The sequence below is a fragment of the Spirillospora sp. CA-108201 genome (assembly GCF_050936235.1).
Taxonomy (GTDB): Bacteria; Actinomycetota; Actinomycetes; order Streptosporangiales; family Streptosporangiaceae; genus Spirillospora.
The window spans coordinates 5,833,709-5,859,761 of record NZ_JBNJNE010000001.1 but is presented as its reverse complement, the minus strand read 5'-3'; the positions used below and the strand labels follow the sequence as shown (position 1 = coordinate 5,859,761).

Annotated in this window: 24 protein-coding genes and 1 pseudogene; 10 read left to right on the top strand and 15 right to left on the bottom strand. The window is 68.1% G+C overall.

Features of this window, described 5'->3' with window-relative positions; translation table 11 throughout:
- Positions 1-108 precede the first annotated feature (108 nt).
- From ACQEU6_RS28185 to ACQEU6_RS28170, 4 genes and pseudogenes are all read right to left on the bottom strand, one after another.
- Positions 109-705, bottom strand: coding sequence for an ASCH domain-containing protein (locus ACQEU6_RS28185; RefSeq protein ID WP_499336071.1), 597 nt, complete (start codon positions 703-705; stop codon positions 109-111).
- A gap of 51 nt (positions 706-756) precedes the next feature.
- Entirely contained in the window at positions 757-1,404 is a 648-nt protein-coding gene (locus ACQEU6_RS28180; RefSeq protein ID WP_499336070.1) for a class I SAM-dependent DNA methyltransferase, read from the bottom strand.
- A gap of 121 nt (positions 1,405-1,525) precedes the next feature.
- Positions 1,526-1,705 (bottom strand): hypothetical protein, encoded by a 180-nt coding sequence (locus ACQEU6_RS28175; protein ID WP_499336069.1) that lies wholly within the window; start codon positions 1,703-1,705, stop codon positions 1,526-1,528.
- Between the two features lie 221 nt (positions 1,706-1,926).
- Positions 1,927-2,205: pseudogene (locus tag ACQEU6_RS28170) on the bottom strand (transposase family protein); the annotation flags it as partial.
- 345 nt (positions 2,206-2,550) lie between these two features.
- Here ACQEU6_RS28170 and ACQEU6_RS28165 point away from each other — a divergent pair.
- From ACQEU6_RS28165 to ACQEU6_RS28150, 4 genes are all read left to right on the top strand, one after another.
- Positions 2,551-3,627 carry a DMT family transporter gene (locus tag ACQEU6_RS28165; protein WP_499336068.1) on the top strand — a complete coding sequence of 359 codons (1,077 nt, stop codon included), beginning with the start codon at positions 2,551-2,553 and terminating at the stop codon, positions 3,625-3,627.
- A 310-nt stretch (positions 3,628-3,937) separates the two neighbouring features.
- Positions 3,938-4,876, top strand: a complete 939-nt coding sequence (locus tag ACQEU6_RS28160; protein ID WP_499336067.1) for an RNA polymerase subunit sigma-70 — start codon at positions 3,938-3,940, stop codon at positions 4,874-4,876.
- Between the two features lie 3 nt (positions 4,877-4,879).
- Positions 4,880-5,578 carry an alpha/beta fold hydrolase gene (locus ACQEU6_RS28155; protein ID WP_499336066.1) on the top strand — a complete coding sequence of 233 codons (699 nt, stop codon included), beginning with the start codon at positions 4,880-4,882 and terminating at the stop codon, positions 5,576-5,578.
- 16 nt (positions 5,579-5,594) lie between these two features.
- Positions 5,595-6,617, top strand: coding sequence for an LLM class flavin-dependent oxidoreductase (locus ACQEU6_RS28150; RefSeq protein ID WP_499340367.1), 1,023 nt, complete (start codon positions 5,595-5,597; stop codon positions 6,615-6,617).
- 91 nt (positions 6,618-6,708) lie between these two features.
- Here ACQEU6_RS28150 and ACQEU6_RS28145 read toward each other — a convergent pair whose 3' ends face one another.
- Together ACQEU6_RS28145 and ACQEU6_RS28140 are read right to left on the bottom strand one after the other, a co-directional pair.
- A complete protein-coding gene (locus ACQEU6_RS28145; RefSeq protein ID WP_499336065.1) occupies positions 6,709-7,398 on the bottom strand; it encodes a YqeB family protein in 690 nt (229 codons plus the stop codon).
- Entirely contained in the window at positions 7,395-8,414 is a 1,020-nt protein-coding gene (locus ACQEU6_RS28140) for an AF_0692 family protein (protein ID WP_499336064.1), read from the bottom strand. Before ACQEU6_RS28140 ends, ACQEU6_RS28145 begins: the two co-directional genes overlap by 4 nt.
- Before the next feature lie 752 nt (positions 8,415-9,166).
- Here ACQEU6_RS28140 and ACQEU6_RS28135 point away from each other — a divergent pair.
- Positions 9,167-10,078: a helix-turn-helix transcriptional regulator gene (locus ACQEU6_RS28135; RefSeq protein ID WP_499336063.1), complete on the top strand. Its 912-nt coding sequence runs from the start codon at positions 9,167-9,169 to the stop codon at positions 10,076-10,078.
- Here ACQEU6_RS28135 and ACQEU6_RS28130 read toward each other — a convergent pair.
- The 3 genes from ACQEU6_RS28130 to ACQEU6_RS28120 form a co-directional block, all read right to left on the bottom strand.
- Positions 9,965-11,161, bottom strand: coding sequence for an MFS transporter (locus ACQEU6_RS28130; protein WP_499336062.1), 1,197 nt, complete (start codon positions 11,159-11,161; stop codon positions 9,965-9,967). The genes ACQEU6_RS28135 and ACQEU6_RS28130 overlap by 114 nt on opposite strands.
- 404 nt (positions 11,162-11,565) lie before the next feature.
- Positions 11,566-12,291 (bottom strand): hypothetical protein, encoded by a 726-nt coding sequence (locus ACQEU6_RS28125; protein ID WP_499336061.1) that lies wholly within the window; start codon positions 12,289-12,291, stop codon positions 11,566-11,568.
- Between the two features lie 136 nt (positions 12,292-12,427).
- Positions 12,428-12,997 (bottom strand): hypothetical protein, encoded by a 570-nt coding sequence (locus tag ACQEU6_RS28120; RefSeq protein WP_499336060.1) that lies wholly within the window; start codon positions 12,995-12,997, stop codon positions 12,428-12,430.
- Between the two features lie 286 nt (positions 12,998-13,283).
- Between ACQEU6_RS28120 and ACQEU6_RS28115 the strand changes: the two genes are divergently transcribed.
- Positions 13,284-13,451, top strand: coding sequence for a hypothetical protein (locus ACQEU6_RS28115; RefSeq protein WP_499336059.1), 168 nt, complete (start codon positions 13,284-13,286; stop codon positions 13,449-13,451).
- Positions 13,452-14,164: 713 nt separating this feature from the next.
- On the opposite strand, the gene ACQEU6_RS28110 is transcribed toward ACQEU6_RS28115, so the two are convergent.
- A complete protein-coding gene (locus ACQEU6_RS28110) occupies positions 14,165-14,746 on the bottom strand; it encodes a TIGR04222 domain-containing membrane protein (RefSeq protein ID WP_499336058.1) in 582 nt (193 codons plus the stop codon).
- A 666-nt stretch (positions 14,747-15,412) separates the two neighbouring features.
- Here ACQEU6_RS28110 and ACQEU6_RS28105 point away from each other — a divergent pair.
- On the top strand, positions 15,413-15,958 hold the full coding sequence (locus ACQEU6_RS28105) for a hypothetical protein (protein ID WP_499336057.1): 546 nt from the start codon (positions 15,413-15,415) through the stop codon (positions 15,956-15,958).
- Here ACQEU6_RS28105 and ACQEU6_RS28100 read toward each other — a convergent pair.
- The gene (locus tag ACQEU6_RS28100) at positions 15,876-16,526 is read right to left on the bottom strand and encodes a hypothetical protein (RefSeq protein WP_499336056.1); all 651 of its coding nucleotides are present in this window, start codon (positions 16,524-16,526) and stop codon (positions 15,876-15,878) included. The genes ACQEU6_RS28105 and ACQEU6_RS28100 overlap by 83 nt on opposite strands.
- Positions 16,527-16,842: 316 nt before the next feature.
- Here ACQEU6_RS28100 and ACQEU6_RS28095 point away from each other — a divergent pair, with 316 nt between their 5' ends.
- Together ACQEU6_RS28095 and ACQEU6_RS28090 are read left to right on the top strand one after the other, a co-directional pair.
- On the top strand, positions 16,843-17,418 hold the full coding sequence (locus ACQEU6_RS28095) for a hypothetical protein (RefSeq protein WP_499336055.1): 576 nt from the start codon (positions 16,843-16,845) through the stop codon (positions 17,416-17,418).
- A gap of 179 nt (positions 17,419-17,597) precedes the next feature.
- Positions 17,598-18,149 (top strand): hypothetical protein, encoded by a 552-nt coding sequence (locus ACQEU6_RS28090; protein ID WP_499336054.1) that lies wholly within the window; start codon positions 17,598-17,600, stop codon positions 18,147-18,149.
- 302 nt (positions 18,150-18,451) lie between these two features.
- Here the strand turns inward: ACQEU6_RS28090 and ACQEU6_RS28085 are convergent, their stop codons facing one another.
- The 3 genes from ACQEU6_RS28085 to ACQEU6_RS28075 form a co-directional block, all read right to left on the bottom strand.
- Positions 18,452-20,002, bottom strand: coding sequence for a CBS domain-containing anti-phage protein (locus tag ACQEU6_RS28085; RefSeq protein ID WP_499336053.1), 1,551 nt, complete (start codon positions 20,000-20,002; stop codon positions 18,452-18,454).
- A 1,172-nt stretch (positions 20,003-21,174) separates the two neighbouring features.
- On the bottom strand, positions 21,175-21,507 hold the full coding sequence (locus tag ACQEU6_RS28080; RefSeq protein WP_499336052.1) for a hypothetical protein: 333 nt from the start codon (positions 21,505-21,507) through the stop codon (positions 21,175-21,177).
- Positions 21,491-21,772, bottom strand: coding sequence for a hypothetical protein (locus tag ACQEU6_RS28075; protein ID WP_499336051.1), 282 nt, complete (start codon positions 21,770-21,772; stop codon positions 21,491-21,493). Before ACQEU6_RS28075 ends, ACQEU6_RS28080 begins: the two co-directional genes overlap by 17 nt.
- 92 nt (positions 21,773-21,864) lie before the next feature.
- On the opposite strand from ACQEU6_RS28075, the gene ACQEU6_RS28070 reads away from it, so the two are divergent.
- A complete protein-coding gene (locus tag ACQEU6_RS28070) occupies positions 21,865-22,164 on the top strand; it encodes an NIPSNAP family protein (protein WP_185030248.1) in 300 nt (99 codons plus the stop codon).
- Here ACQEU6_RS28070 and ACQEU6_RS28065 read toward each other — a convergent pair.
- Positions 22,158-25,694: an nSTAND1 domain-containing NTPase gene (locus tag ACQEU6_RS28065; protein ID WP_499336050.1), complete on the bottom strand. Its 3,537-nt coding sequence runs from the start codon at positions 25,692-25,694 to the stop codon at positions 22,158-22,160. The two genes, ACQEU6_RS28070 and ACQEU6_RS28065, sit on opposite strands and share 7 nt — an antisense overlap.
- Positions 25,695-26,053 lie beyond the last annotated feature (359 nt).

The following is a 26,053-nucleotide window of genomic DNA, read 5'->3' as shown; positions in this document are numbered from 1 at the left end:
CAGGCGCATTCGAGGTTCGGTTAACCACACCACCGGCCCGCGAAGGCGCGCGCAGGGCGGTCCTCGGTGAGTGAGGACGTCAGGGCTGAGCAGCGGACCCCGGATGGATCACTCGGTCAGGGAGCGCAGGTAGGTCATGAGGGCCTGGCCGCGCGGGGAGAGGCGGTATCCGGTCTCCAGGCTCTCGGTGAGGCCGAGGGCTTTGAGGCGGCGGACGTCGGCCTTGAAGGGGAGTTTGTCGCGGCCCAGGTGTTCGGCGAGGTCCAGGGCGCGCAGGCCGGGGTGTTCCTCGATGAGGCGGAGGACCTCGCGGGTCCAGGGGCCCCGCCGGCTGCGGGTGTCGATGGCGTCCAGGGCGGTTTTGACGTCGGCCAGTTCCCGGTCGGTCAGGTCGGCGTTCGCGGCCAGTTCGGCTCGGGGGTCGGGGCCGCCCAGACGGAGCATGACGCGGTGGTAGCCGCCCTGCTTGGTACTCTTGGACAGGGCGGTGAGCAGCGCCGCGCGGCTTTCGAAGCCCGAACGCAGGGCGTCCTGTTCGGTGATCTCCTCGGGGGTGACGGCCGTGACCGAGTCGATCACGATGATCCCCGCCCAGGTGCGCTGGGTGCTCCCCGCGCGGACCGGCGGCTTGGCCCACACCCGGAACACCCGGTCGATCCGCCCGCCCGCGATCCCCTCAAGAACCTCCCGCCTGAACAGCATCATTCCTCCCGGGTGATACGCCTCTCCTCGTGCGATCCTCCTCGGTCGCCGGGGCTACCGAGACGGTGCCGCGGGCCGGCGGGCGAACAGGATCGCCCCCGGCTTCGGCTCGTCCGGATTCAGCAGGTGCTGCGCCTCCACGGTGAAGCCCGCCTCGCGGAGCCAGCCGGCCACGCGGGACGGCGGGCGGTGGTGCGCATACGCCTGAAGGGCCTGGTCGCCGTCACCGGTCGTCTCGATCTTCGACTCGTCACCGACGTGGAATCCCACGGCCAGCACCCCGCCCGGCCTCAGCACCCGGTGGAACTGTCCGAGCACGCCCGGCACCGCATCGTCCGGAATGTAGATCAGCGACCACCACGCGAGCACACCGGCGAGACCGTCGTCGGCGAGCTCCAGATCGGTCATCGAACCGACCTCGAACCGCGCGTCGGGATGCTCGCGGCGAGCGTTCTCGATCATCGCGGGTGACAGGTCGATGCCGAACGCGTCCGCGCCCAACTCCCTCAGCAGGGCGGTGGTGTGCCCCGGCCCGCAGCCCACGTCGGCGACGGGCCCGCCGCCGATCGCGCGGACCAGGTCGGCGAACAGGACGACCCCCGCGCGGACGTGGAGCAGCCTGTCGAGCAGGTCGCGGGTCTCGTCGGCGTAGCCGGCGGCGAGGGCGTCGTAGGAGTTCCGGGTATCGGCCAACCAGGTCATCAAAAGAACGGTAGTCCCTTCGAACGACCGTCTCCAGGGTGCCCGCCTTCGACGCGGCATGAGAGCGCGTACGTCGCGAGGCTCCTCGGGTTCAGGCGCCGGAGGTGCGGTCGTGGATGGATCAGCGAGTCGTGAGGGCGGAGTTCACGGCGGTGCGCAGGGCCGCGCGGCTCAGCAGAATGACGGGACCGAACGCGCGAGTCGCGCGCTTCTCGCCGTTCTCGATCTCGCTTACCTGCGGGCCGCTGACCTGCGTGATGTGAGCGATGGTCTCTTGTTCGACGTCCTTGGCCCCGCGCATACGCCGCGTCTGGCGACCGAATGCGATTCGGGTGGGGACTCGCCGGGACGACGCTTTCAACGTGGGGACAGGTCGTCTGCCTCTCGGGGGAAGGTGCCCGTCCTGGGATCGATTTTCCTTTGTCTGCCTCCTTGTGATGGCAACACATTCTCAAGAGGAAAGTAGCTCACTGAGGTGATCTCAGTGCTTTAGCGGAGTCGCTCGTCTCGAAATGGGTGAGGACGAGCGCGGGTATCGATGTCGGGATTCTGGCCGCTGGTGAGAGGTTTGCTTGGGGTGAACACGCCGATGCCGGCGCCTTCGTAGCCCAGGTCGGCCAGTGTGGGGAGCCCTTCGGCGGCGGCCTTGCAGAGCGCGCCCAAGAGGTGTTTGCGGGCGGCGGTCATGTCGTGGATCGAGCCGGGCTCGACCGCGCTGACCCATAGCGGAAATCCGCCGGGTGCCGACAATGCCTGGATATTGCAGCCGTGTCGGCGGGCTTTGCCGGAGTACCACAGGTCGACAGGCCGCCCCTTGCTCCACGCCTATCTGCGCAGGCGTGATCTGTCTGTGTGTCTCCCGGCTGGCACCGTTTACTCCTCACCATGCCTTGCTGTCCGAGTCGAGACCCCTGAGATCACCTCACTGGGCACGAGAACGAGCGGGCGCGGCCGCGTGCACCTCTGCGCTGGTCGGCGAGACCCCACTGGCGTGGGACGTGCCCCCATCTGCCAGACTTGTGACAAGAACAAAACAGAGCGACTCCGGCTCACTCGAGTCGTGTCCCTAACCGGGCGCAACCGAGGAGCCGGGGGATTTTCCTGGGACTCCTTGGTGCGCCCCCCGCACTTCAAAGGGGGAGTCCCTTGAAGGAAAAAATCAAAGAACGAAGGCCATGGCGAGAAATCGCCGGTGCCGGCAGAATTTCTCGCGAAATTCCGGCCAGGGCAAAGGCCTGGATATCCGCTGGCGTCGTGCTCCCCATCCTGATGGTGATCATGACGATGCTGCTGGGCCAGGTCGGCAATTTCGTGAGCATCAAAACAGGATTTCTGGAGGAGACTGACGCCCTCACGACAACTTGTCTCACTGGTGTAGTCATGTCGGTGGCACTGTGGGGCATCGTCCCATTGAAGCGCAAGAAGGAGCGCGAAAAGGAGCGCGAAAAGACCGGCCGGGCAGTGAAGCCCAAGAAACCCGGCTGGGCGCTATGGTGGCGATCGATCACAATAGGAATCCTGATCGTCGGGTGCGCCTACGCCGGAGACTCGGCATTCAGGGTCATGGAGGTGGCAACCGTGGTCGCCTCGTCGGTTGTCGCGAATTCACACCTTTCCGCCGCCAGTAGAATTGTGGTGGAATGGCGGAAGGACCGACGCTCCAAGGTCGGTCCGACGCGTCGCAGCCTGCGTGATCTTCGATGGCTGGGGATCTCGCTGTGTGGCGTCTTACTGCTGTCGCCTCCCGGAGCGATGTCACCGAAGGGATTGCTGCTGGTCGGCGCCTCATCGGTGGCCTACCATGTGGGGCAGAAGTTCAAGGGTGATCTCCCGGACGATGATCTAGACACCTATTCTGCCCTGGCCAGGCTGCCTATGGTGCCGATCCACATCGCCCTTCTCGTCTATTTCCGAGATGGGGTGGCGGCGATCGTCAGCATGGGCTGGAGCAATCTCCTGATCTGCTTCTGGGCAGGGGTGGCGGGATCGGTCATCAACCTCCTCAGAAACACCGCATGGAAAAAGGGGGTTCGGGCGCTTGCTGAATCCATGCTCAACCCGCTCGCCCCTGCAATAACCGCCCTCGTCGGAACACTGGCGGGGCAAGCACTGCCGTGGCTGGCTTTTGTGGGGATAGCCTTGATCGTGCTGTCGAGCATCGGTGGCGCGCGATCGGAGCTACACCGCCAGAAAGCGGCTGGGCAGCCACAAGGGTCTGGCTGACCTCATGTGCGGCGGGGAGGAACTGTCCTCCCCGTCGCACTTCGCCGATCCACGGCGCCCGACTCCGCTGAACCAGTGAGATCACCTCACTGCGTGTCCAAGGACACACATAGTGAGGAGACGGGTCATGGGTGAGGCGGCGTGCGGCCCGAACGAGATGGCGGTGAAGCAGGACCTCAAGGCCGTCGCGGAGGTGCGGCGGTTCGTCTTCGCGGTCCTCGACGCGTGATGAAGACCGGCGATCCCAGCCGGCCGAAAAACCTGTGGAGGGCAGGGACGGTCAATAGCCAGGGCTGATTAGTGTGGACGCGTGGTCTTCGAGGAACGGCTGGAAGCGCATCAGGTCGACCTGACCGGCTTCTGCTACCGGATGCTCGCCTGCGCCGCCGAGGCGGAGGACGCCGTCCAGGAGACCCTGTTCCGCGCCTGGAAGAACGCCGACCGCTTCGACGAGCGCAAGGCCGGTCTGCGCACCTGGCTGCACAGGATCGCCGCCAACGTCTGCCTCGACATGGCCCGTGGCGCCCAGCGGCGCGCGCTCGCGATGGATCTCGGCCCGTCCTCGCCCGCCGGCGCTTCCCTGGGCGCGCCGTTGGGAGCCGCTGCCTTCGTGCAACCGATCCCCGACCGGCTCGTGCTGCCCGTTGAGGGCGATCCGGCCGAGCTGGCCGCCGGGCGTGAAACGATCCGGCTGGCCTTCGTCGCCGCCTTGCAAGCCCTGCCGCCGCGCCAGCGTGCCGTCCTCATCCTGCGTGAGGTGCTCTGCTGGTCGGCGGAGGAAGTGGCCGGGCTGCTCGACAGGACCCCGGCCGCGGTCAACAGTGCCCTGCAACGAGCACGTGCCACCATGTCCGCGCACCGCGCGCCGGAGGGGAGCGGCAAGGTCGACGAGGACCTGCTGGAGTCGTACGTCACGGCGTTCACCTCCTACGACGTCGACGGCCTGGTGTCGCTGCTCCACCGGGACGCCACCATGTCGATGCCGCCGTTCGCCTGGTGGCTCAGCGGTCGGGACGCGATCCGGGCGGCCTTGCTGGGTGCGGGCGGCGCCTGCGCCGATGACCGGCTGGTCCGTACGGCGGCCAACGGATCGCCCGCATTCGCGCAGTACCGGGACGGAGAAGCGTTCGGCCTGGTCGTCGTCGATCTCCGCGACGGACTGATCGCCAGCGCGACGACCTATCTGGATCCGTCCCTGTTCGCGTTGTTCCGACTACCGATGAATCCAGAGCCGCCGCGCCGTATGTAGTGCATGACCGACATCGTTCACATGTGGCATGACCGGCGCGGCGAAGGGGACCCGGTGGCGCTCCTGCACGGCGGGTTGACCGACGGCCGCTGCTTCACCGGCAACCTCGACGGGCTCGCCGACATGTTCGAGATCTACCTGCCCGACCGCCGCGGCCACGGCCGCACGCCCGACGCCCCCGGCCCGATCACCATGGAGCTCATGGCCCAGGACGTGATCGCGTTCCTGGAGCAGACGGTCGGCGGCCCGGCCCGGCTGGTCGGCTACAGCGCCGGTGGGACCGTGGCGCTGCGGGTGGCGATGCGTCGTCCCGACCTGGTCGAGCGCCTCGTCCACGTCAGCGCGGCCTACGACCTGGACGGGCTGATCTTCAAGCCGTCGGCGGACGGCGAGCCGCCCCGCGAAATCGTCGACGCCTACGCCGAGGTGTCACCCGACGGCTGTGACCACTTCCCGGTCGTCATCGGCAAGATCGCGCACGCGGCCGCGACCGAGCCGGGGCTGGACCCGGCCGAGCTGGGCGCGGTGACGACCCGGACCCTCGTCCTGGCCGGCGACGACGATCTGGTCACGCTCGACCACACGGTGGCGCTCTACCGGGCGCTGCCCGACGCCGAACTGGCCGTGCTGCCCAACGCCAGCCATCTGCTGCTGACGGAGCACGCCGAAGCGGTGCGCGCCATGGAATCTCGCAGGCGCTGAGTTGGTTGACGCCAGTGTGAAGAAGATCGGTTTTCTCTCGTTCGGTCACTGGAGTGACGGCGCGGGCTCGCGGACCCGGTCGGCGTCCGACGCACTGCTGCAGTCGGTCGACCTCGCCGTGGCCGCGGAGGAACTCGGCGCCGACGGCGCCTACTTCCGGGTGCACCACTTCGCCAGGCAGCTGGCCTCTCCCTTCCCGCTGCTCTCCGCGATCGGCGCGAAGACCTCGCGCATCGAGATCGGCACCGGCGTGATCGACATGCGTTACGAGAACCCGATGTACTTCGCCGAGGACGCCGGGGCCGCCGACCTGATCGCCGGTGGGCGGCTGCAGCTCGGCATCAGCCGGGGGTCACCGGAGCAGGTCATCGACGGATGGCGGTACTTCGGGTACGAGCCGCCCGAGGGCGACACCGATGCCGACATGGCGCGCAAGCACACCGAGGTACTGCTCACGGTACTGCGGGGCCGAGGCTTCGCCCAGCCGAACCCGCGGCCGATGTTCCCCAACCCACCCGGGCTGCTGCGCGTCGAACCGCATTCCGAGGGGCTGCGCGACCGCATCTGGTGGGGCTCGGGCTCCAATGCGACCAGCGTGTGGGCGGCCGAGCTGGGCATGAACCTGCAAAGCTCCACGCTCAAGGACGACGAGACCGGCGAGCCGCTGCACGTCCAGCAGCGCAAGCAGATCGAGGCCTACCGGCAGGCGTGGAAGGAAGCCGGGCACCAGCGCGAGCCGCGCGTGTCGGTCAGCCGCAGCATCTTCGCGCTGACCACCGATCTGGACCGCGCCTACTTCGGCCGCAACGCCGACTCGGGCGACCACATCGGAATGATCGACGAGAACACCAGGGCCATCTTCGGACGCTCCTACGCGGCCGAGCCGGACGTCCTGGTCAAGCAACTCGCCGGCGACGAGGCCGTCCAGGCCGCGGACACGCTGCTGCTCACGGTCCCCAACCAGCTCGGCGTGGACTACAACGCCCACGTCCTGGAGAACATCCTGACCCACGTGGCCCCCGACCTCGGCTGGCGCTAGGCACGGCCACCCCGCCGCGGCGACACGGCTCAAGCGGCAGACGTCCGTTTGAAGGGGAGTTCGCCGCGGTTCCGATCGCCGTGGTGCTACGTCATCGTCGACCGGGGCCGCGCCAGTACTGTTGCTTGCCCTTGTCGCGTACGACGATGCCGATCCGCGCCAGTTCGCGGCGCAGTTCCTTGGCGGAGTCGCCGGAATACGAGGATTCCATGGCCGCCGCGCGGGCCGCGAGCAGTGCGTTCGCCAGTTCGGGCAGTTCCGGGGTCTTGGGGACCCAGATCCTGAACTCGTCCTCGTACGGATCACCGGCCACCCAGGCGTAGCCGTGTTCGGTGAAGGCCGCGGCCAGGCGCCGGGCGTTGACGTCGCACTTCTCCCGGGCGATCTCCTCGCCCTCGGGGCCGAGCAGCACCAGCCGGTCCTTCTCCCGGAAGACGTGGCCGACCTGTTCGCAGGCGATCTCCTGGACGTGGCCCGTCCGCTTCAGGATCACCCGCTCGCCGGACACGGTGACCGAGATCTGCTCCAGGGAGTCGAAGAAGATCAGGGCCGTCCCCGCGAGCGCCCCCAGGACGACCAGGCCGATGGTGAGCCACGGCTCGGGGATGGAGACCAGCAGTTCGGCGGGCCACCGCATCGGTGCCCGATCCAGGCCCACCAGCCAGTTCGCCAGCGGGTCGAGCAGCCAGGCGAGCCCGGCCGGCAGCACCGCCGCCGCTGCGTACAGCGCCCCCTGGGCCGAGGCCGAGCGGGCCAGTGTGGTGGAAGCGGGCATGTTCATGACCTCCATGGCGGCGCGACGGTCCCCTTGGAACGGCGCAGGTGATGGTCGATGAGGGCCCAGAGGAGCAGCACGCCCAGCAGGAGGGCGGTGTTGACGGCGTACTTGGCCGGGTACGACGTCTCACCGAGCGGCTCCACCACGAAGGCCAGCGACGCGTTGACCACGAGCGCGGCTCCGCCGGCCGCCAGGACGTGCCGGTGGTTCCAGCCGCGGCGCCCGGAGTACCGAATCAGGCATCCGGCCGCGAGAGCGAGCGCGAGCGCGACCAGCGCGACCCCCGCCCAGGACGCCGGTGCCAGCTGACCGGTGCCCCACAGCATCACGGCGCCGCACCCCACCAGCCACGGCGGTGGAACCCGGCCCGGTACGGGCGCGGACCGGCGGGGAAGGGCGAACGCGGCGATGCCCAGCAGCACGGCGACGGCCGCGGTGACGCCCAACTGCGCCGGGCTCGCCATGAAGTCCTTGGTGTGCTCTCTGAAAATGATCGCCGCGCCCAGCCCGTACAACACGAGCATCGTCGTGATGCCGGTCCGTCCGAGCCATGGCCGCCCCGCGTAGCGCGGCGCGCACGCCTCGACGACCGCGATGGGGGCGCCGAAACTCCAGATCACGTGGCCGGCGACGAAGCCGAGCAGGTACTTGGCGCTGAGGCCCAGTTCCGGGAGGTGGGTCGGCAGCCGGTCGCGGTCCCACGACGGCTCGTCCACGAAGTCGGGATTGAACAGGCTCTGGTCGATCAGCCCCGCCTGGACGAGCCCGAACGCCGCACCCAGCAGCACGATCGTCGGCCACCCCCGGCCGGCGCGGCGGGCGGCCTCGCGGATCAGCACCGCGACGGTTCCGTAGAGCGGTGCGAGGATGAGCAGCCCGGCGACCAATTCCAACGGACGCCCGATGATCTGGTCATAGCCGATGAGGTACTCGGCGCAGATCGGTGACAGCAGTACCAGCGCCGTCACCAGCGCCATCCGGCGCGGCAGCGGAGGCGGGCCGGAGACGTCCACATTCATGATCTTGAAACTAGAAGCCCGCGCCCGCGTCGACAGCCGTCCAAAGACGACCGACGACCGCTCAAAGGTCGGTACGTATTCAGGCTTTGGTCGGCCGGCCCCACCTACGGCCGCCGGGTGCCTCGGGGATGAGTTCGAGCGGCCGGTTCGGCCACGGAGGCGCAGGCCTCGCCGCCTCGACGACCTCGTTGCCACCCGCGGAGATGGTGCCGCGCCGAACCGGCGGTGCCCGGCGCGCAGACTCCCCCAGGACGGGAGCCCAAGCCGAGAGGGATCGAAACCAGCTGACACGACCGCACTCCGCCGACGCCCCGTGCATAGCAGCCCCCGCAGAGCGGACATCCGAAACGCGACAGGGACTTCGCTCAAGATCACAAACTTGGACGAAGTCCCTGGTCAGAGAGGCGGAGGATCGGGGATTTGAACCCCGGATGGGCTTGCACCCAAACCGCATTAGCAGTTCTTTTTTGGGCGTGCTATGTGATGATTCGCTATCCGGGCAAATTCACGTTCCTGCAGGTCGGCGTCCGTATGATGCACCCTCATCCACCGTGATCCATTACAGTTCGTGCGCACCTTGTGCACGCCAACCGTCGATGGAGCCGAAGGTAGACCCTCGCCATCCGAGCACTCACTGTGATCACCAGGTCGACTCCCGTAGCCAGTCGAGACTCGGCCTACCGGAACGCCATCCGGGACGCGCGGGAATAGGCCGCCGTCTTGTATCTGCTTCAGCTCACGTGGCGAACATCGTGGATATCTCACGGGCAGACGACGTCGGCACCTCCTCCCCGGAACCGGCGTGGGAGATGTCGGGCATGGACCATGTCCAGCTGCCGGCGGGCGCGCTGTTCACCGAACCGCCGGTCCCGCTGTGGGCGTTGGTGCTGGAGGGCGAACTCACGCTTGGGGTGGCGTTCGAGGCGCAGTCGCTCGCCGAGGGGGACGCCGTCCTCATCGACGCCCGCACCGCTCACCGGATCACCGCGTCGGAGCGGCACGAGGAGTCCGCCTTGGTTGTAGCGGACCTGCGCATGGCCGTCCCGGTCCGTCGGCTGCCCAGCCCGCTGGTGGTCCGTGGCTTCGGCATCCGGCATGGCGGCGTCATGGCGCTCGTCACGCAGTGCCCGCTCGAACGTGCGTGCCGACCGACCCTGTTCGCCGCCAGCTACGGCAACCTGATCGGCGCGGCGATGACCACCTCTTGGCAGGAGGACGAGGGCGGCTACGCCGGACCTCCCGACGAGGCCGTCACCGCGGTGGTGGCCGCCGTGACCTCCCGCCCGGCCGAGCCGTGGACCGTCGAGGGGATGGCCCGCCTGGCCCATCTGTCGCGTTCCGCCCTGGGCGAGCGGTTCCGCCGCGCACTCGGCCGCGGACCCGCGGAGGTGCTCCGGGAGATCCGGATGCGGGAGGCGCGCCGGCTGCTCGCGGACCCCTCGCGTCCGGTGGAGTACATCGCGTCCGCCGTCGGGTACGGCTCCACCGCTGCCTTCAGCCGGGCGTTCTCGTCCCACCACGGCGTCGCGCCGCAGGCCTGGCGGGAGCCGTCACCCGCGCGGGACGCGCAGCGCGGCGAAAAGCAGCCCGGCCGCCGCGGCGAACCCCGTCCCGAGCAGGAGGGCCGCCTGCATGCCGCGGGCGTCCAGGAGCGCGCCTCCTGACGCCGACCCCAGCGTGATCGCCACCTGGAACGCGGTGACCTGCAACGAAAGAGCCGACTCGGCGCGTTCGGGCTCGACGCGGGTCACCCAAAGCTGGGTGGCGACCGGGACCATGTTGAAGGCCAGGCCCCACACGACGACCCCCGCGGCCAGCACCGGCAGGGATGGCGCGGTCGCGGTGACCAGCAGGCCGCCGGCCAGCAGAAGCGGGGCCGCGGCGACCACAGCGCGCAGCCGTCCCGCGAACCGCCCGGCGGCGAGGTTGCCCGCCATCCCGCCCACGCCCCAGGCCAGCAGCAGCCATACCGTGGCGCCCGCGTCGATGTCCTCGATCGCGACCCGGATGTAGGGGTAGGCGGCGAAGTTGCCGAACGCGACCAGGACCACTCCCAGCACCCCGGCCATCAGCCACCGGTTGGCGAGCGCCGCCCGCAGCATCGCCATTCCGGCGGCCGGGTGCGGGGGTACCGGCGGCAACGTCAGGGCCACGGCCAGGGCAGCGGCGATGCCGAGGGCCGCCGCGACGCCGAACACCAACCGCCAGCCGACCGCGTCGCCGAGCAGGGACGCCAACGGGACGCCGCCGATCGTCGCCAGGGTCACGCCCAGCGCGATGGACGTTGAGACCACGCTGTCGCGTCCCGGCACGGCGCGGGTTCCGGCGCCGAACGCGAACGACCAGTACCCGGCGATGGCGACGCCGAGGACGAGCCGGCCGAGGAGCAGGACGGCGAAACCGGGGGCGACCGCCACCGCCAGGTTCGAGACGGCCGCCGCGACCAGCAACCCGGTCAGGACCGTGCGCCGGTCGGTCCGCGGCAGCAGCACCGCGATGCTGGGGGCGGTGATCGCGCCAGCGACCGCGGTCGCCGCGACCGCCAGCCCGGCGGTGCCCTCGCTGACCCCGAGGTCGCCGGCCATCGCGGGCAGCACGCTCGCCGGCAGGAACTCGCTACCGACGAGCACCGCGATCCCGGCAGCGAGCGCGACGATCGGTGACCAGTTCGTCGAGCCGCCGGACCGTGCCGAGGACTCGGGCGGCGAAGCGTCTGCGGACGGCGGCGAGGACTGAGGCGTGGACATGCCTTCCAGTTTCGTCTCCTCCGCGCCGCCGCAGTTGATCGCGTGACGCGCACAGTTGACCGTCTGACCGGTCTGTGACCGGCCAGGCTCTCGGTGGAGTCGTGGTCGCCGCGGGGGTGGATGAGGATGGTGCGGTCGTGCCCTGCGGTTGCGAAGGTGTCCGAACCGGGACGCCAGGCCACGGCCTCATGAATGTCGCTGCTGGGGATTCGTTCGCCGGAGATGTCACCGGGAGAGGCCTCGTCCAGCCTCCACAGGCCGATCGTGCAGTCGCTGGAGCAGGAGAGCAGGACCACGCGGCCTTCCATGAGATCGTGCACGGTGTCCCGGTGGTCGGTGATCACAGCGTGGAGGTGCGCGCCGTCGGGTGACCACACGACGCCCCACACATCAGCCCTGCGTCGTCACTGCTGGGGTGGCTGCGGCATGTCGGCTTTCGACGGCACCGCTAGGTTTTTGTGGACGACGGTGAACCCGCCCGACAGGACGGGGGAGAACGGGGCCGGTGCCATCGCGGTGCCGACCTGTTCGGGTTCGTAGGTCTCACCCTGGGGGTTGACGAGCATGTTGGCGTACTCCCAGGACATCCCGATCCTGTCTTTGGACCGGCCTGGCTTGCCACCGTGGTCCCGGCCGGCGTCGTAGACGCTGAAACCCTTGGTCATACCGACCCATGGCGGGCCCTCGCAGCCCTCGGGGGTCGGGGTGTCCTCCACGCACCACGTCTTGACGATCTTGGCGGTGATGGTGGCGTAGCCCGGGGAGGTGATCAGCGAGTCGGCCCGGCCGATCGCGTAGAAGGTCCGCTTCCCCGGAGCGAAGTAGTGCTTGATCTTCACCGTGCCGGTCGCGTCGTTCGGCGACCCGGTGATCGTCGCCCCGCCGGGGAAGACGCGGTGGTGAGTGAACGGGGCCTGACGGACGTCGAAGGTGAAGAAGCGGCGGTCCTTGTCGTCCTTCGGCAGGAACGTCATCCGGAACTCGCCGGACCCGGTGACGCTGGCGACCTTGGGCTTGTTCGGCTTGGTCTTGGCCTGGACCGCCCCTGTGGTCGCGCTGACCACGGCCGCAGCGGCTACGCCCGCACCGAGAACAAGGACAGCGGCCTTGCGTGCGCGCTTCACGATCATCTGGGGGTTCTCCTTCTATCTGATGTTTCGTCACTGAGCGGTGATGCGGGGGAGGGATCGAGTCCGCGGACACAGCCAGAGCAGGGCGGTGGCGTCGAAGCTCCCGGGCGTGGGCCCGGTCCATGCTGAGAGCCGGTCAGGACGCGCGGCGTCGCCGGTGGTAGTGGACGGTGACCGCGATCAGCAGCGGGCCCCAGAACACGACCGGTGCGAACGAGGCGTTCATCAGCCACGCCCATGCGCCGGTCGGGGATCCGGGGCTGCGATGCGTCCAGGTGTAGAAGTAGCCGGCGGCGTACAGCAGCACCGCCATCGCCCCCAACATCGCGGTGATGACCGCGAACCGCACCGACACGCGCCCGCCACCGACGAACGCCATCCAGCGGGGGAACCGCTCTCCCCACGGCTGGATCAGACCGAGGGTGGCGAACGACGCGACCTCACTCAGCAGGATCAAGGCGAGCACGTACGCCGAGCCCCAGCCGGGGACGTGCAGGTCCTCCATCGCCTCGTCGGTGAAGCCCATCCCGAACCCCCACGCCATCGGCAGCCGCCACAACGCCGACGGCAGCGTCGTCAGGGCCGCCGCGTGCGCCGCCCAGCGCGCCCACCTGGGCACACCCGGCATAGTGCGGAACCCCGCTTTCCAGCCGCCCCGCTGGACTTGGACGCCGGCGGACGCCGTTTCGATAAGGGTCGTGGTCATCGTGGCTCCTTGAGAGTGGCGCTCCGGCCCCCGTACCCGGCATGAACGACTTTGCCGGGATCAGGGGCCGGAGCCCTCCCCCAGCCGGGTGGGTCGTGCCGTCTCGTCTCCCCCGTGAGAGTTACAGCCGCACACCCCACCCGACCAGGGATGACAAGGGGCCAAGAAGACCAGCTCGCCGCGCCACGCGGACGTCGTCGCCAGCCTCGGTCAGCTCGCGCTGGGGGCCGACCGGCGGAACCGCCTCGACCTCATCGCACGGACCACCGAACGCCTGATGGCCCGGATGGACGCGGCCGCCGGCACCGTCGGCGGCAAGGTGCAGATCCATCCGGCCAAGGCCCAGGCCGTGGTGCAGTCGAACGACCACATCTCGATCGCCATCGTCGACTTCCACGAGCGGCTCGGGATCGAGCGCGGGCGCGAGGACGACGAACGCACTGAGGAAGACTGAGCAGGTGCGGGCCTTCGGCCGTGCGCACCCCGCAGCGCAAACCGCCGTCCACGCCCTGCTGGCTCAGGGCCCGTGTCATCAAGCAGATCGCCGATGAGCTGTGTAAAGCTGCTGTACAGTACGGTGCCGGTTCCGGCCAGGTGTCGAATCACTTGCGGGCGAGTGCCGAAGCCAGGCGATGAGCGCACCGCTTCGTCCTTGCTCGGTTCCGATCGGAGCGCGAACGTAGGCAACCTCGCCGGCGCCCCTCGCGCACCGGCCTGGAAAGTCACTTACCGATCGGGTAGTCGGGTCAGTCCCGAGAGCGCGGCCCGCTGACAACCGTCATGGGCACGCTACGGACTCACCGTTACCGTCCAGGGCACGCCTCCGAGCCGTGGCGGCAAGGTCGGAAATGGATCGGTGGCGTCTCCGGAGGCCGCCCCCGCACGCCCGCTGGAAAGCCAGTCCGACATGTACATCGACGGGCGGTGCGTCCGGATGATGCACTGCGGCCCCTACGTGGACGAGCCTGCGCCCCTCGCGCGCAGGGCCGCACTGATGAAGGTGCAGGGTGTTACGCACCACGACCTGGGCCACGAGATCTACCTGTCCGATCCTCGCGAGACCGCCCCGAGAAGATGCGCACGATCCTCCGCCAGGCCGTCCGCTAGGACCGGCGGGCGGTGGGCCCCGACCCGCCGCCGGACTGCTCCACCCCCGCGGACTCGGGTTCAGTAGCCCCCGAAGTCGGAGTACGCGCCGTACAAGCCGGACCGGTAAGGCACTTCGGGAAGCGGATCACTGACCCGCGGCTTCGGAATGCTGATCTCGATGGATACCGGCGGCTCCCACGTGTGGGTTTCGAAGATCGTCCGGAGTTCGTGGTCGGCGATGCCCGCGGCGCCGGTGGCCGCGACGCGGGACAGGGCGTCCTGCGACAGCCCCCGGTCGAGCGCACGGCGCAGCCGCCGGGCCCGCCGGACCCGGCCCCACTGCCACAGCGCACGGACGCGGGAGCCCGGCAGCAGCCGCTCCGCCCGAAGCCGCCGGCCGACCTCCTCGACCGCTGGGGAGGCCGCGATCATCAGCACGGTCAGGCCGAGCACCCTGCCGACCTTCGGCACGACCTTCAGCGCGGCGGCCTCGACGGGGTCGCGGGGTTCGCGTCGTTCCGCGTACACCCGGTGCCGATCCGGCGAGACCCTGATCTGACCGTCTCCGGCCAACCTGACCAGCACGGTCATCGCGACACGCTCGGGGCCGCCACACAAGTAGGCGATCTCGTAAGGGCCGACTTCGGTGTGATCGCGCATCAGTTCCACTTCCAACCGAGGCCGTGACAGTTCGAACGCTTTCCGGTAAGACGCACTGTGCTCCGCGGACGTTCCGGCGTCAACCTGCCCGCCGCGCAGGGGCTACGGCCGGCAGCGCGAAGAGGAGAGCGCCACTGAATCTTTTCCGCCAGCGCCTGTGGGTGGGGATCACAGCATGATCGCGGGCGGTGTGGCGGGCCCTGAAACTTGAAGAAGCTCATCAGCCCACCCACCCGGGTCGATCTCTTTAACAGTAGGCGGCACGGCCACCGCCGATCGTCTGGTTCACACATACCCACACGATCACAGCGGTGGCCGTCTCACGTCCCGACCTCGATCAACCCGAGATCTCCAAGTGCGGCGGGAGTACTAGCCCCACGCCTTGAACCGCTCGGAGTCCTCGTGTTGCGAACCCTCGTAAGGGCGATGAGGACCCCACGGTAAAGCTGCGGGCCCGCCAGGGGGAGAGGAGACCGCCGGAGCTGGATTCTTCAGCAACCCGCCAGTTGTGTTGTTGACCCCGGCGTGTCGCTGAGAACTGCTTGATCCTAGGCCTGGATGGTTGGTCGTGGGGCAGCTGATCGACGATGACTTCCGTCTGGTTTTCATCGAGGACCCAGAAGGCCACAGCATAAGGTGATGGCTCCGCGCGGGAGGAGTGGACTGATGCTGTTGATGCTTCCTGCGGATTCCGCGCGGCACCGGGACGGGGTTCGCGAGATGGTGACCGCGAGGGTTGCCTGGCTGCGTGGGCGTGGTTTGAGCGCGCCGGAAGGGATCGCGGAGACGCTGGCTGGTCAGGTGGGTGAGCCGGAGTGGCCGGTGTGGGTGCTGGAGGCCGATGGGACGGTGGTGGGATGCACCACCGTGCTGAGTGAGTGTCCGGCTTGGGCGTTCACTGAGCACGAGCGGGAGCAGCCATCGGTGTTCCTCGCGTCGACCTGGACCCTTCCGTCAGCGAACCGGTTTGGGTATTCGATCGCACGGTGGGCGTTGGACTACGCGGCCCGGACGGGCCGGTTGTACGTGCGGCGCGGTGCGTTCCATCCTGCGCTGGCCGACTACTACTGCCGGGTGCAGGGGTGGACGTTGCTGCGGGAGGTGGAGCGGCGGGGCCGGATCGGTTACATCATGTCCCGGCCCGCTGAGCGGCAGCCGGATCTGCTGGTGCGGACCGCGACCGCGCCGACCGCGACCGCTGCGGGTGGCTGAGCGACCGTAGGCCCGCCTCCAATATCAGCGGCCTGTACACCTCGTAGGTGCGCTGACCGGTGGCAGCGAAGCACCTGCAGGCGCGGCGCAGCTCGGCCTCGTCCAGGTACCCATCGGCGACGAGTCGCGACCCGTCGTCGAGTAGTGATTCGAGCAGAGTCACGCCGTGGCGGCGCATCGCCAGGTCCAGGATGTGCTGGAAGTTCTCCGGGAGCGGTGGATGAACGACCTCTGGGGGGAAGCCGAGACGGGTGAGGCGCTCGCGAAACAGCCGCTTCTTCGTGCGCCAGTACGCGGGCAGGCTCTCGGCGAGACGGACGATCTGCGGGTCGGCCAGGGGGTTGATCGGCCACAGCCCGCGCCGCATGTAGTGCGGATACAGGGCGGCGTAGGCGTCCAGGATGGACCAGAGGGTGGGGCCGACCGGTGCGGCGTTGTCGTAGCGGGCCTCCAGCAGACGGCGGCCCTGGCTGCCGAGGTAGACGGGCTCGTTGTGGTCGCCGATGCGAAGCGGCGGCTCTGGTCGGCGCCCACCGGTACGAGTGATCTCGTTGGTGCGGAGCTTCATCACTTCGTCGCCGCCCAGGCCAGTGAAAACGACACGGGCGCCTGCGTGATCCATTACAGTTCGTGCGCACCCTGTGCGCACCAACCGCCAAGGTCGCCCATGGTAACCACGCGTCATGCGAGCACTCAGCGTGTCCGCCAGACGGGTCTCCTTCGTCTCCAGGCCGCCCACGGTCGAGAGCAGGCCCCGTGTCGAGCAGTCCGGCTGGCTGGGATGCCGGTGGGGCCGGCGCGAGTCTTGCGTACGAGTGCGTGCCCCGCTGGTCTGACGACATATCCAGATGCAAACCTGCACCGGCTCCCTGATACTTGATTAGATGAGTGGACGGTACGGCATCGAGCGGAACCCGGCGATCGTGTCCTGGCAAACACTACTTCAGGAACAAATGGAACGTGAGGGTGAGTCACGCACATACGATTATAGGGACCGGCCTCCAGCGCAGGATCACGTCGCTGCTGGAATGCATCGACTTCGTGGCCTGGTGATGGCTCAGGGCACAGAGACAGAGTCGGTCCTTAGAGAGATCGTCAAGAACTTGGATCCGAACCTCAATATAGAGAAAAGTACGGCTGGTCGACTGATCAAGGACATTCGCAGGCTCTTGAGCGACGACGATGAAAGTTTCTGGGAATATGAGCTGCGTCTCATCGAAGAGGCCGTTGACCGACGCAATCATGCTGTGCATTCTGAAGTTGTCATCGGCTCTTCTTGGCGAGATTATGCCACCGGTGGCGGCGAGTGGGTCCCTGTGATCAGCCTGCTCGGCAATGAAGAGTACGACGAGGTGGACCTCCGGAAAGACTTTGCACTTCAGCGGCATGCAACGCAGGCCGCTGTCGAAATCCTCGTTGACCTGAAGCAGCCTCGATCGACAGGCGAACCGTCGTCCTGAAATTCGAAGCGACGGTCACGCTTGACGGTTGGCTACCGCCCTGCGCGAGCAGCGCGCGGGGCATGACTGGAGCCTGCCGAGTACGGGACGAAACGTGGGCCAGGGACAGCATCTGGTTCGCCGTGGTCAAGGAGGCCGCGGTCGTAGGGTGATTTCTCCGCGCAGGGGAGGAGCGGTTGATGCTGTTGATGCTTCCTGCGGATCCCGCGAGGCACCGGGACGGGGTTCGCGAGATGGTGACCGCGAGGGTTGCCTGGCTGCGTGGGCGTGGTTTGAGCGCGCCGGAAGGGATCGCGGAGACCCTGGCCGGGCAGGTGGGGGAGCCGGATTGGCCGGTGTGGGTGTTGGAGGCCGGTGAGGCGGTGGTGGGATGCACCACCGTGCTGAGTGAGTGTCCGGCTTGGGCGTTCACTCAGCATGAGCGGGAGGAGCCGTCGGTGTTCCTCGCGTCGACCTGGACGCTCCCCTCTGCTGACCGGTTCGGGCACGTGATCGCGCGATGGGTGTTGGACCACGCGGCCCGGACAGGCCGGCTGCACGTGCGGCGCGGTGCTTTCCATTCCGCGCTGGCCGACTACTACTGCCGGGTGCAGGGGGGGACGTTGCTGCGGGAGGTGGACCGGCGGGGCCGGACCGGTTACATCATGTCCCGGCCGGCTGAGCGGCAGCCGGATCTGCTAGTGCGGACCGCAACCGCGCCGATCGCGACCGGGGGGCGGGTAGCTGAGTGACCGCAGGCCCACCACCAGAATCAGCGGCTGGTCCACCTCGTAGGTGCGCTGGCCGGTGACGGCGAAGCACCTGCAGGCGCCGGCGCAGCTCGGCCTCGTCAAGGTACGTGTCGGCAACGAGCCGCGACCCGTCGTCGAACAGTGATTCGAGCAGCCTCACGCCGTGGCGGCGCATCGCCAGGTCAAGGATGGCGGGCGTCGGCCTCAAGCCCCAGTCGTCCACCGTCCTCCAGTTCGGTGACAAGGTCCACGGCGCGGTCGGGCTGTATGTGGACCCGCCGCGAAACGAGGCCCTTTTGGGATTATGGACGCGGGTCAGCGGTGCGAAGTAGTTCTAGAAGCCCTTCGACAGCTGCGTATTGCTCGTCGGCCAGCGGGTCTTCGGTGAAGTGCATAAGTTCGTTGCGGGTATTGCGGACTGTGGTGAGCAGTTCGATGAACTGGTCGTGATCCAGCTTCCAGCCAAGCTTGGCCCAGCGATCCTCATTCTGAAGCAGATAGACGTAGTTGCCGAAGGTCAAGTCGGCAGCCCGCGTGACCCTCGCTTTTTGATGGTTTGCAACGGCATCTTTCAAGTCGTCAACAGTGAAGACTTCCTCGGCGGCACGGCGCAGCCTGTTTTCGGCCTCTTCGATCAGGACGAACGGCCGCGCCAGAGTGCCGAACTGGCGGGTGAGGTCGGATGCTGTGAGAATGCCCGTGACGCGGAACCGGTCGGCATCGCGGACGAGGATGAACCCTCGATCGTAGATCACGCTAATCTGATCGAGAAGGGGCGCGTCGTGGTCGACGACCAGAGCCGAAGCCGTTGCGCTCTCCAATGAGGGATCATCGGAGGCGATATGGGCTCGGCCGATCGATTCCCAACTGACGACGCCGTGATAAGTGCCGTCTTCATCGATCACGGCGATTTGGGAAAATTGCCGCATCACCATCAGGGTCTTAGCGAAGGTGAGGTCTGCGGTCGACGGAACCGAAACCAGCCGCGCAGGCAGCCTTCCCAGTCGAAGTGTCATGGGATCTGGTTCGGACACATCTTCAGTGTCCGCCGTGTCCCCTTCGGTCTCCGTGTCTGTGCCGGGCTCAGCTCCGAGTCGGACGAGCGCGACTACGTCTCCTACAGAGCCTTCTGTAAACGGAGGCCGAGTGGTTAGGCCTTGCGCGGCGAGGTCTTTTTTAATGATTGAAATTACCGGGGCGGTGCGACGCTCCCAACCCCAATGCTCCAGCAAACTCCGGATAGTCAAGGTGCGGGGGTTCGACGGATCCCGCGACGCCGCGTCTTCAAGAAGCTCTTCGGCACTTGTGGCTTGCTCCTCTCCGGCGATCCCGGGGTCGTTTCCCTGTTCGGCCAGATGAGCAATGCGACGTGCAGCGTCATTTCGAGTCAAACCGCAGACGGTCAAAAGAGAGCCAAGACTGGCCCGGAGATCGGGCCTAATCACTGTCCACGGGACGTCTGGCCTAATCCAGTCGACCCGCCTTACCTGCCGAAAGTCTTCGAGTTCATCACCACGATATTCATATGGTCCAGCCACGCGCCCAACGGCGAGGAAGCCCTGATTTGTCTTCAATGGCATCACCACCAGGTCCCCCTCTTGTATCTCGGTGGTGAACTTCCAGAGCTGGCCCGTCCAGTTGCCGATCAGATTGCGGCCCGCCTCTGGGTACGTCCGCTGCAGTGCCGCGGTGAGCTCGGCCCAGGTCCTGCAACGGCTGAGGTCCCCTGCCTCGGCCCACCCGGCGATCGCCAGCCCCTCACTGAGTGCCCTGCCCTCGCGCTCGCCGTCCCGGCCACCACGAATCAACCATGCGCGAACAGAACCTTCGTTCCGGTGTCCGGACAAACCCACTTACCCCCACAGTCGAGTAATGATTTGCCAGATTTCTATCGCACATCGCGACCATGTACATGCCCGGAACAGCTTAATTCTAGTTTTGTGAGTGTCCGAAACCTGGCTGCTGGACATGGGGCTGCGAGTCGGCGCAGGCGGCTGGTGGTGGGGTGCCAATCCATGCGGGTTTTGTAAGCGTTGATCACGATTAACCCAGATGTCCGGCCACCGGTGGCGCGGTCGATGACTCCGCCGACTGCGGCAGCGATCGTCAGCACCATACGGGCACCTGTCGAATGTGGAGGACTCGGCGGCCGTGTTCCTCGCCCCGGTCGTTGATGTCGGTTCTGGTTGCCTCGAAGATTCGCAGTCCAGGCGACGCGAGCATCGCCACCAGCGCAAAGTCACTGGAGTTGGCCGAGGCGCGGGCCGAAGCCAGCACGGCCTCGAACTGCAGATCGGATAACCCGACCGTACCGAGGCGTCGGCCATGGACGGTGGATGGGTACTTGAGAGAGACAGGCCTCCGTGCCCTACTCCCGGGCGCCATCACACCGCCCGCCGCCGACATCATCGGGTAACTCGTGGAGCCGGGATGCGGGGGCCCTCAAGCTGCAGCGCCACCATCCTGTGCCGACGCGCGCTGCTGCGCTCAGGGCCTTCGGGAGTCGCGATGGTGCTCCAGTAGCCGCTGCGCATGTGCTCGGACATGAGGGGCGAGCCGGGCATGGACGGGGTCGCGGTTGGCAGCCTGAAGGAGGATGGCCGCGACCGTGAGCTCGGCAAGCAGCCCGTCGCGTGTTGCCAGGACGTCGGCGAAGGTATCGCGCACGCTGGCCGCCAGTTCTGGGACGGGAAGGGTGTATGCGTAGAGGTGGGCGGCGTCGAATCCGTGAGGGGCGGGGCCGAAGCCTTCCCAGTCGAGGATGGTCAGCTCCGGACTCGTGAGGTTGGCCCAGTGGAGGTCGCCGTGGGCGAGGGACAGCGGCGGACGTTGGTGTCGATGCCTGCTTCGCCAAGGTAGCGAGGGATGGTGCGGTGTACGTAGCCCTGGCTGATGACGCGTGGGCGGTTGTCCGGAACCGGTGTGGTGGCAACCGTGCTCGTAGCGCGCTGCAATTGGGACCACCATGCGCCGGGCAGGGCGATGTGTTGGGTGAGGTCCGGAGTCGGGGAGCAGACGGGCGCCGTTAGGTGCTGAGCTCGGCTCGGTAGGCATATCCCTCGTCAACCCAGTCGGCTGAAGCCAGCAGCCGGGGGCGTGGGATCTTCATCGGAAGAGTGGCGGCGGCTTCTTGAGTGCCGGTCCACAGCTTTCCACCCTCCTTGCCGACTGGTGCTTCCAGCACCCGGAGCCAGGCGTTTCCGGAGGACGTCGTGACGGGGGCGCCGATGGTCCTTCCGCTATGGCCCCAGGTTTCGGTTGCGCCTTCGGCGGGTGCGCAGTCGAGCCGGATCGTCGCGCCGGCGAAGGCGGCGTGCATCCGTGCGCGGACGTCGGGATCGTCAGGCTCGAAGAACACGGCAGATGTCCTGGAGATGCGGGAGTTGAATGGCTGGACGCTGGAAGGCGTTGAATGCTTCTCGCCAGTGTGCCGCAGTTGACGCCAAAAGCAGGGCTCCGGTGAGTCCAAGCGTGGAGGCCACTACCGCGAGCGTCGCGGCGACCTGTGAGGGGTCGGGTCTGATGAACTCGGCCAGGTCGGAAGTGACCAGATCGACGAGTTCGCCGCCGTTCAGCGGCGCGGAGACCCACACCTCCAGACCGGCCCCGGCGGCTTCCGCCACGGGACCGGCGTGAAGCTGCGCGCGTGGTTGGCTGAGTTTTGTAGGGCAGGTGTTAGCCGACGCTGCGGATTGCAGGTGGAAGAGGAGTCATCGTGCCGAAGACCGTCCAGTTGAGGACGTACACGATCAGGGAAGGCCTGCTTGAGGAGTGGGCGGCCAGGTGGCGGGAGTCGGTGGTGCCGCTGCGGTTGAAGTTGGGGTTTGGGATCGGGGGTGCCTGGCTTGATCATGAGCGCAGTCGGTTCGTGTGGGTGATCTGGTACGAGGGGGAGGAGACGTTCGAGGAGGCGAACCAGCGGTACTGGGCGTCGCCGGAGCGGGAGGCGATGGGGCTGGATCCGTCCGAATACCTGGTCGATCGTGATGTGCGGGTGGTCGAGCAGGTCTACTGATCGGGCTCGGGGAGCAGGTGGGCGAGGCGTTCTTCTTGCGCCAGAGGGCGGAACACGCGGGTCCCGGCCTTGGATTTCAGGACGTCGAGGTCGACGTCGAAGGGCCAGAGCCGGGCGGTGCCGTCGAAGGAGGCGGAGATGACGGTCTGGCTGTCCGGAGTCCAGGTGACGGAGACGACCGGGCCGCGATGGACACCGATCACCCCGATCTCGGCGTAGGTCCTACCCGCCCACAGACGGACGGTGCGGTCGTAGGACGCCGTGGCGATCATGAAGCCGTCGGGTGACCAGGCCACGCTGGCGACGCGGGCTTCGTGGGCGTCGAGGACGGCCAGTTGCTCCCCGGTGGTGGTGTCCCAGACGCGGGCGGTGCCGTCGGCGGAGCCGGTGACGACCCGGCGTGCGTCGGGGGACCAGGAGATGTCGTCGACCCAGTTGGCGTGGCCGTGCAGCGTCACGGCTTCGCCGGGGTCATGGACGTTCCAGATGCGGGCGGTGCGGTCGTCGGAGGTGGAGCCGAGGTGCGTCCCGGCGGGGGACCAGGCGAGGCCGACGACCCAGTCGTGGTGACCGGCCAGGCTCTCGGTGGAGTCGTGGTCGCCGCGGGGGTGGATGACGATGGTGCGGTCGTGCCCTGCGGTTGCGAAGGTGTCCGAGCCGGGGTGCCAGGCCACGGCCTCGTGAATGTCGCTGCTGGGAATTCGTTCGCCGGAGATCTCACCAGGTGAGGCTTCGTCCAGCCTCCACAAGCCGATCGTGCGGTCGCTGGAGCAGGAGAGCAGCATCGTGTGGCCTCCCACGCTGTTCCAGGCGAGGTCGTGGACGGTGTCCTGGTGGTCGGTGATCACGGCGTGGAGGGTGCCGTCGGCGGCGTCCCAGATCCGGATCGTCGCGTCGTCACCAGCGGTGGCGATCAACCGTCCGGACGGCGTGACCGCGGCGGCGCGGACGGGGCCGCGATGGCCGGCCAGCTGGACACTCTCGGCGCCCTTGGGGGTGACTTCCCAGATGCGGGCGGTGGTGTCGGCTGAGCCGGTGGCCAGACGCGTGCCGTCGGGGGACCACACGACGCCCCACACGTCGTCGGTGTGGCCGCGGAGGGCGAAGATCTCCTCGCTGGTCCGCGGGTTCCAGACGCGGGCGGTGTTGTCGCTGCCGCAACTGGCCAGGTAGGTGCCATCGGGTGACCACGCCACGTTCCACACCCTGGTGCCGTGGCAGCGGATGAGTCCGGTTTGTGCTGAGGAGCGGATGTCCCAGATGCGCATGGTGCCGTCGCCTCCGGCCGACGCGACGAAGGCGCCGTCGGGGGACCAGGCGACACCTTCCACGAAGTCCTGGTGGCCGTCGAGCACCGTGGCCGTGCCCGTGGCGAGATCCCAGATACGGACGGTCCTGTCATGGGATCCGGTGGCCAGCAGGTTGCCGCTGGGCGAGAAGGCGATGCCGAGGATGTTGTCGGTGTGGCCGTGCAGCTCGGTCACGGGTTGGTAGCTGTCGGCCCGCCAGATGCGCACCACCCGGTCGCGGGCACCGGCGGCGATTTTGGTTCCGTCCGGTGACCAGGCGACGGTTCGCACGACGTCGGTCGCGCCCGCCAGCACAGCCAGGGTGCGGCCGGTGGCGGTGTCCCAGACGCGGACGGTTTGGTCGCGGGAGGCAGTGGCGATGCGGCGGGCGTCCGGCGCCCAGGCGACCATCTCCACCATGCCCTGGTGGCCTTCCAGTACGGCGGTAGTGGAGCCGGTGGTCGCGTCCCACAGCCGGCATGTGCCATCGCGGGACGCGGTGGCGATCAGGGCTCCGTCGGGCGACCAGGCGAGGTTGCGGACCGCGTCGGTGTGCCCGTCCAGCACGTGGGTCAGGTGGCTGAAGGCCAACGCCGCCATGAGCGCGCGTGTGGCGGCCGGTGTCGGCGGGCACTCCGACAGCGCTGCCGCGGCCAGCAGGATCGCCAGCTCGGGGTACTGCTCGGCGTTGGCCATGACGTACTGGCCGATCCCCTCCGACACGCGTCGCAGGAACGCCAGGTCGCGCCGTTTGGACGCCTCGATGAACGCGCGGATCTCGCCGCTGTCCTGCCCGGCCGACTCCAGGCCCTCCAGCCACTGCAGCGCGAGCTGGAGCCGCTCGCCGGTCAGCAGGTAGTCGACCTTGTGCCCGGCCTGGCGCCAGTCCGCGGCCCATCGTTCCAGCTCGGCGCGTCGCCGCAGCAGCTCCGCCCGTGCCTCCACCTCCTGGCGCAGCGGCGCCCACTGGCGGAACAGCGCCTCATGCGCGACCTGCGCGATGGGCGTTCCCTCCCACACGTCGGTGACCAGCAGCCGGGCCTCCACGAACGCGGTGACGACGCGTCGCTCGTCCTCGCTCAGATCGTCCAGGACGACGCGGCGGCGGGTGGCCTCGGTCCCTTCCGTGGTGACGAACTTGAACAGCACCGCCAGGATCGGCTCGATGCCCTCGTCTCCGCGCAGCGCGGTAACGAGCTGGTCGGCCTGCCTGGACAGAGCGCCCGCCACCCCGCCGAGCCGGCGGTACGCGTCGAACGTGGCGACCTTCCCGCGCCCGGACGCGAAATACAGCTCCTGCAGCAGATAGGCCAACAGCGGCAGTGCGTCGGCTGTCCCGGTGTCCTCGACGATTCTGGTGACCAGGCCGGGCTCGAACCGCAGCCCGGCCAGCGTGCCCGGTGCCTCGACCACCGTCGCGAGTTCGGCCCGCGTCAACGCGCCGAGCGCTATGGGGCGGGCGAACAGTGCGGCATGGCCGGTCTCCAGGAAGGAGCGCAGGAACTCGATGCGGACCGTCGCCACCACCCACAACCTGGAATCGGCGCGCAACGCCGCCGACAGCGCCGACAGGAACAGGTCCCGCTGGTCGGATCCGGCAAGCGTGAACAGCTCCTCCAACTGGTCGACGGTGATGAGGACGCGGGCGTCGCGCCGCCCGGAACGCCGCCGCGCCTCTGTGACCAGTTCGGCCAGCGCGGACGGCGCGCCTCGCAACCGTTCTGCGTCCAGAGCGTCGCCGAACGTCGTCGCCAACGCGGCCATCGGATCGGACCCCGGTGCCAGTACCGGCTGCACCAGCCAGCGGCGCCCGCGCAACCGGGGGATCAGCCCGGCCTGCACCATCGAGGACTTGCCGCTCCCCGACGCCCCGGCGACGACCACGAACCGCTCGCCATCGCGCTGGTACAGCTGACGGAGCAGCGTGCTCACCGGCTCGTCTCGTCCGAAGAACACCGCCGCCTCGTCCTCGGCGAACGCCTCCAGCCCCGGATACGGGGTGCGACCCGGATCCCACTCACGCTCCGGCGCCCGCGGCGGATTTTCCAGCCGCGCCGACATCGCTGTCAGGACGATCAACGCCACGATCAGTACCCCGAGCCCGGGAACGGCGAACTTGCGCAGCAGGTCCAGCGGCAGCGGCGCGTCGTCGCCCCCGGTCGCGTAGTTCGTCAGGATGCCCAGAAGGGCGAGCACGACCACGAGCAGGACGTTCAACGCGATGTTCAGGCGGGGCCTCATTCGCCGCACCACCGGCGCGCGCCGCCCATCCCGCTACCCACGCGATCCCATCCCGTCCCCGGCCACGGCCTGATCTTCTTCAATAATCGAGCGGGACGCCATTGCCGCAAGGGGAAGGCGATGCTGAAGGTCCGACCCGAACGCCCCCGGGCCTGGACCCCCGGGTGAGCGCTGCACGGAGTACGACCAGGTCAGCCGTGCTAGCCGAGCTTCTGAGGCGACCCCTGGGCACCTGGGACCGCGTCAGGGGCGAGGCTGCAGCGGGATCGCGATTCGAGACGGCGCGACTGTTCCTGGCAGTCGTTTCCCGGCCAGTTCCAGTGACGGAGACGGGCGGGGTATATCCCCGTTGATCGAAC

Excerpts from the sequence above, each read along its gene's own strand:
- ACQEU6_RS28120 (WP_499336060.1), bottom strand. The coding sequence starts at position 12,997 with ATGACCACGACCCTTATCGAAACGGCGTCCGCCGGCGTCCAAGTCCAG.
- ACQEU6_RS28110 (WP_499336058.1), bottom strand. The coding sequence starts at position 14,746 with ATGCGCGATCACACCGAAGTCGGCCCTTACGAGATCGCCTACTTGTGT.
- ACQEU6_RS28155 (WP_499336066.1), top strand. The coding sequence starts at position 4,880 with ATGACCGACATCGTTCACATGTGGCATGACCGGCGCGGCGAAGGGGAC.
- ACQEU6_RS28115 (WP_499336059.1), top strand. The coding sequence starts at position 13,284 with ATGGACGCGGCCGCCGGCACCGTCGGCGGCAAGGTGCAGATCCATCCG.
- ACQEU6_RS28125 (WP_499336061.1), bottom strand. The coding sequence starts at position 12,291 with ATGATCGTGAAGCGCGCACGCAAGGCCGCTGTCCTTGTTCTCGGTGCG.
- ACQEU6_RS28100 (WP_499336056.1), bottom strand. The coding sequence starts at position 16,526 with ATGAAGCTCCGCACCAACGAGATCACTCGTACCGGTGGGCGCCGACCA.
- ACQEU6_RS28185 (WP_499336071.1), bottom strand. The coding sequence starts at position 705 with ATGATGCTGTTCAGGCGGGAGGTTCTTGAGGGGATCGCGGGCGGGCGG.
- ACQEU6_RS28145 (WP_499336065.1), bottom strand. The coding sequence starts at position 7,398 with ATGAACATGCCCGCTTCCACCACACTGGCCCGCTCGGCCTCGGCCCAG.
- ACQEU6_RS28095 (WP_499336055.1), top strand. The coding sequence starts at position 16,843 with ATGAGTGGACGGTACGGCATCGAGCGGAACCCGGCGATCGTGTCCTGG.
- ACQEU6_RS28105 (WP_499336057.1), top strand. The coding sequence starts at position 15,413 with ATGCTGTTGATGCTTCCTGCGGATTCCGCGCGGCACCGGGACGGGGTT.
- ACQEU6_RS28175 (WP_499336069.1), bottom strand. The coding sequence starts at position 1,705 with ATGCGCGGGGCCAAGGACGTCGAACAAGAGACCATCGCTCACATCACG.
- ACQEU6_RS28090 (WP_499336054.1), top strand. The coding sequence starts at position 17,598 with ATGCTGTTGATGCTTCCTGCGGATCCCGCGAGGCACCGGGACGGGGTT.
- ACQEU6_RS28140 (WP_499336064.1), bottom strand. The coding sequence starts at position 8,414 with ATGAATGTGGACGTCTCCGGCCCGCCTCCGCTGCCGCGCCGGATGGCG.
- ACQEU6_RS28065 (WP_499336050.1), bottom strand. The coding sequence starts at position 25,694 with ATGAGGCCCCGCCTGAACATCGCGTTGAACGTCCTGCTCGTGGTCGTG.
- ACQEU6_RS28180 (WP_499336070.1), bottom strand. The coding sequence starts at position 1,404 with ATGACCTGGTTGGCCGATACCCGGAACTCCTACGACGCCCTCGCCGCC.
- ACQEU6_RS28130 (WP_499336062.1), bottom strand. The coding sequence starts at position 11,161 with ATGTCCACGCCTCAGTCCTCGCCGCCGTCCGCAGACGCTTCGCCGCCC.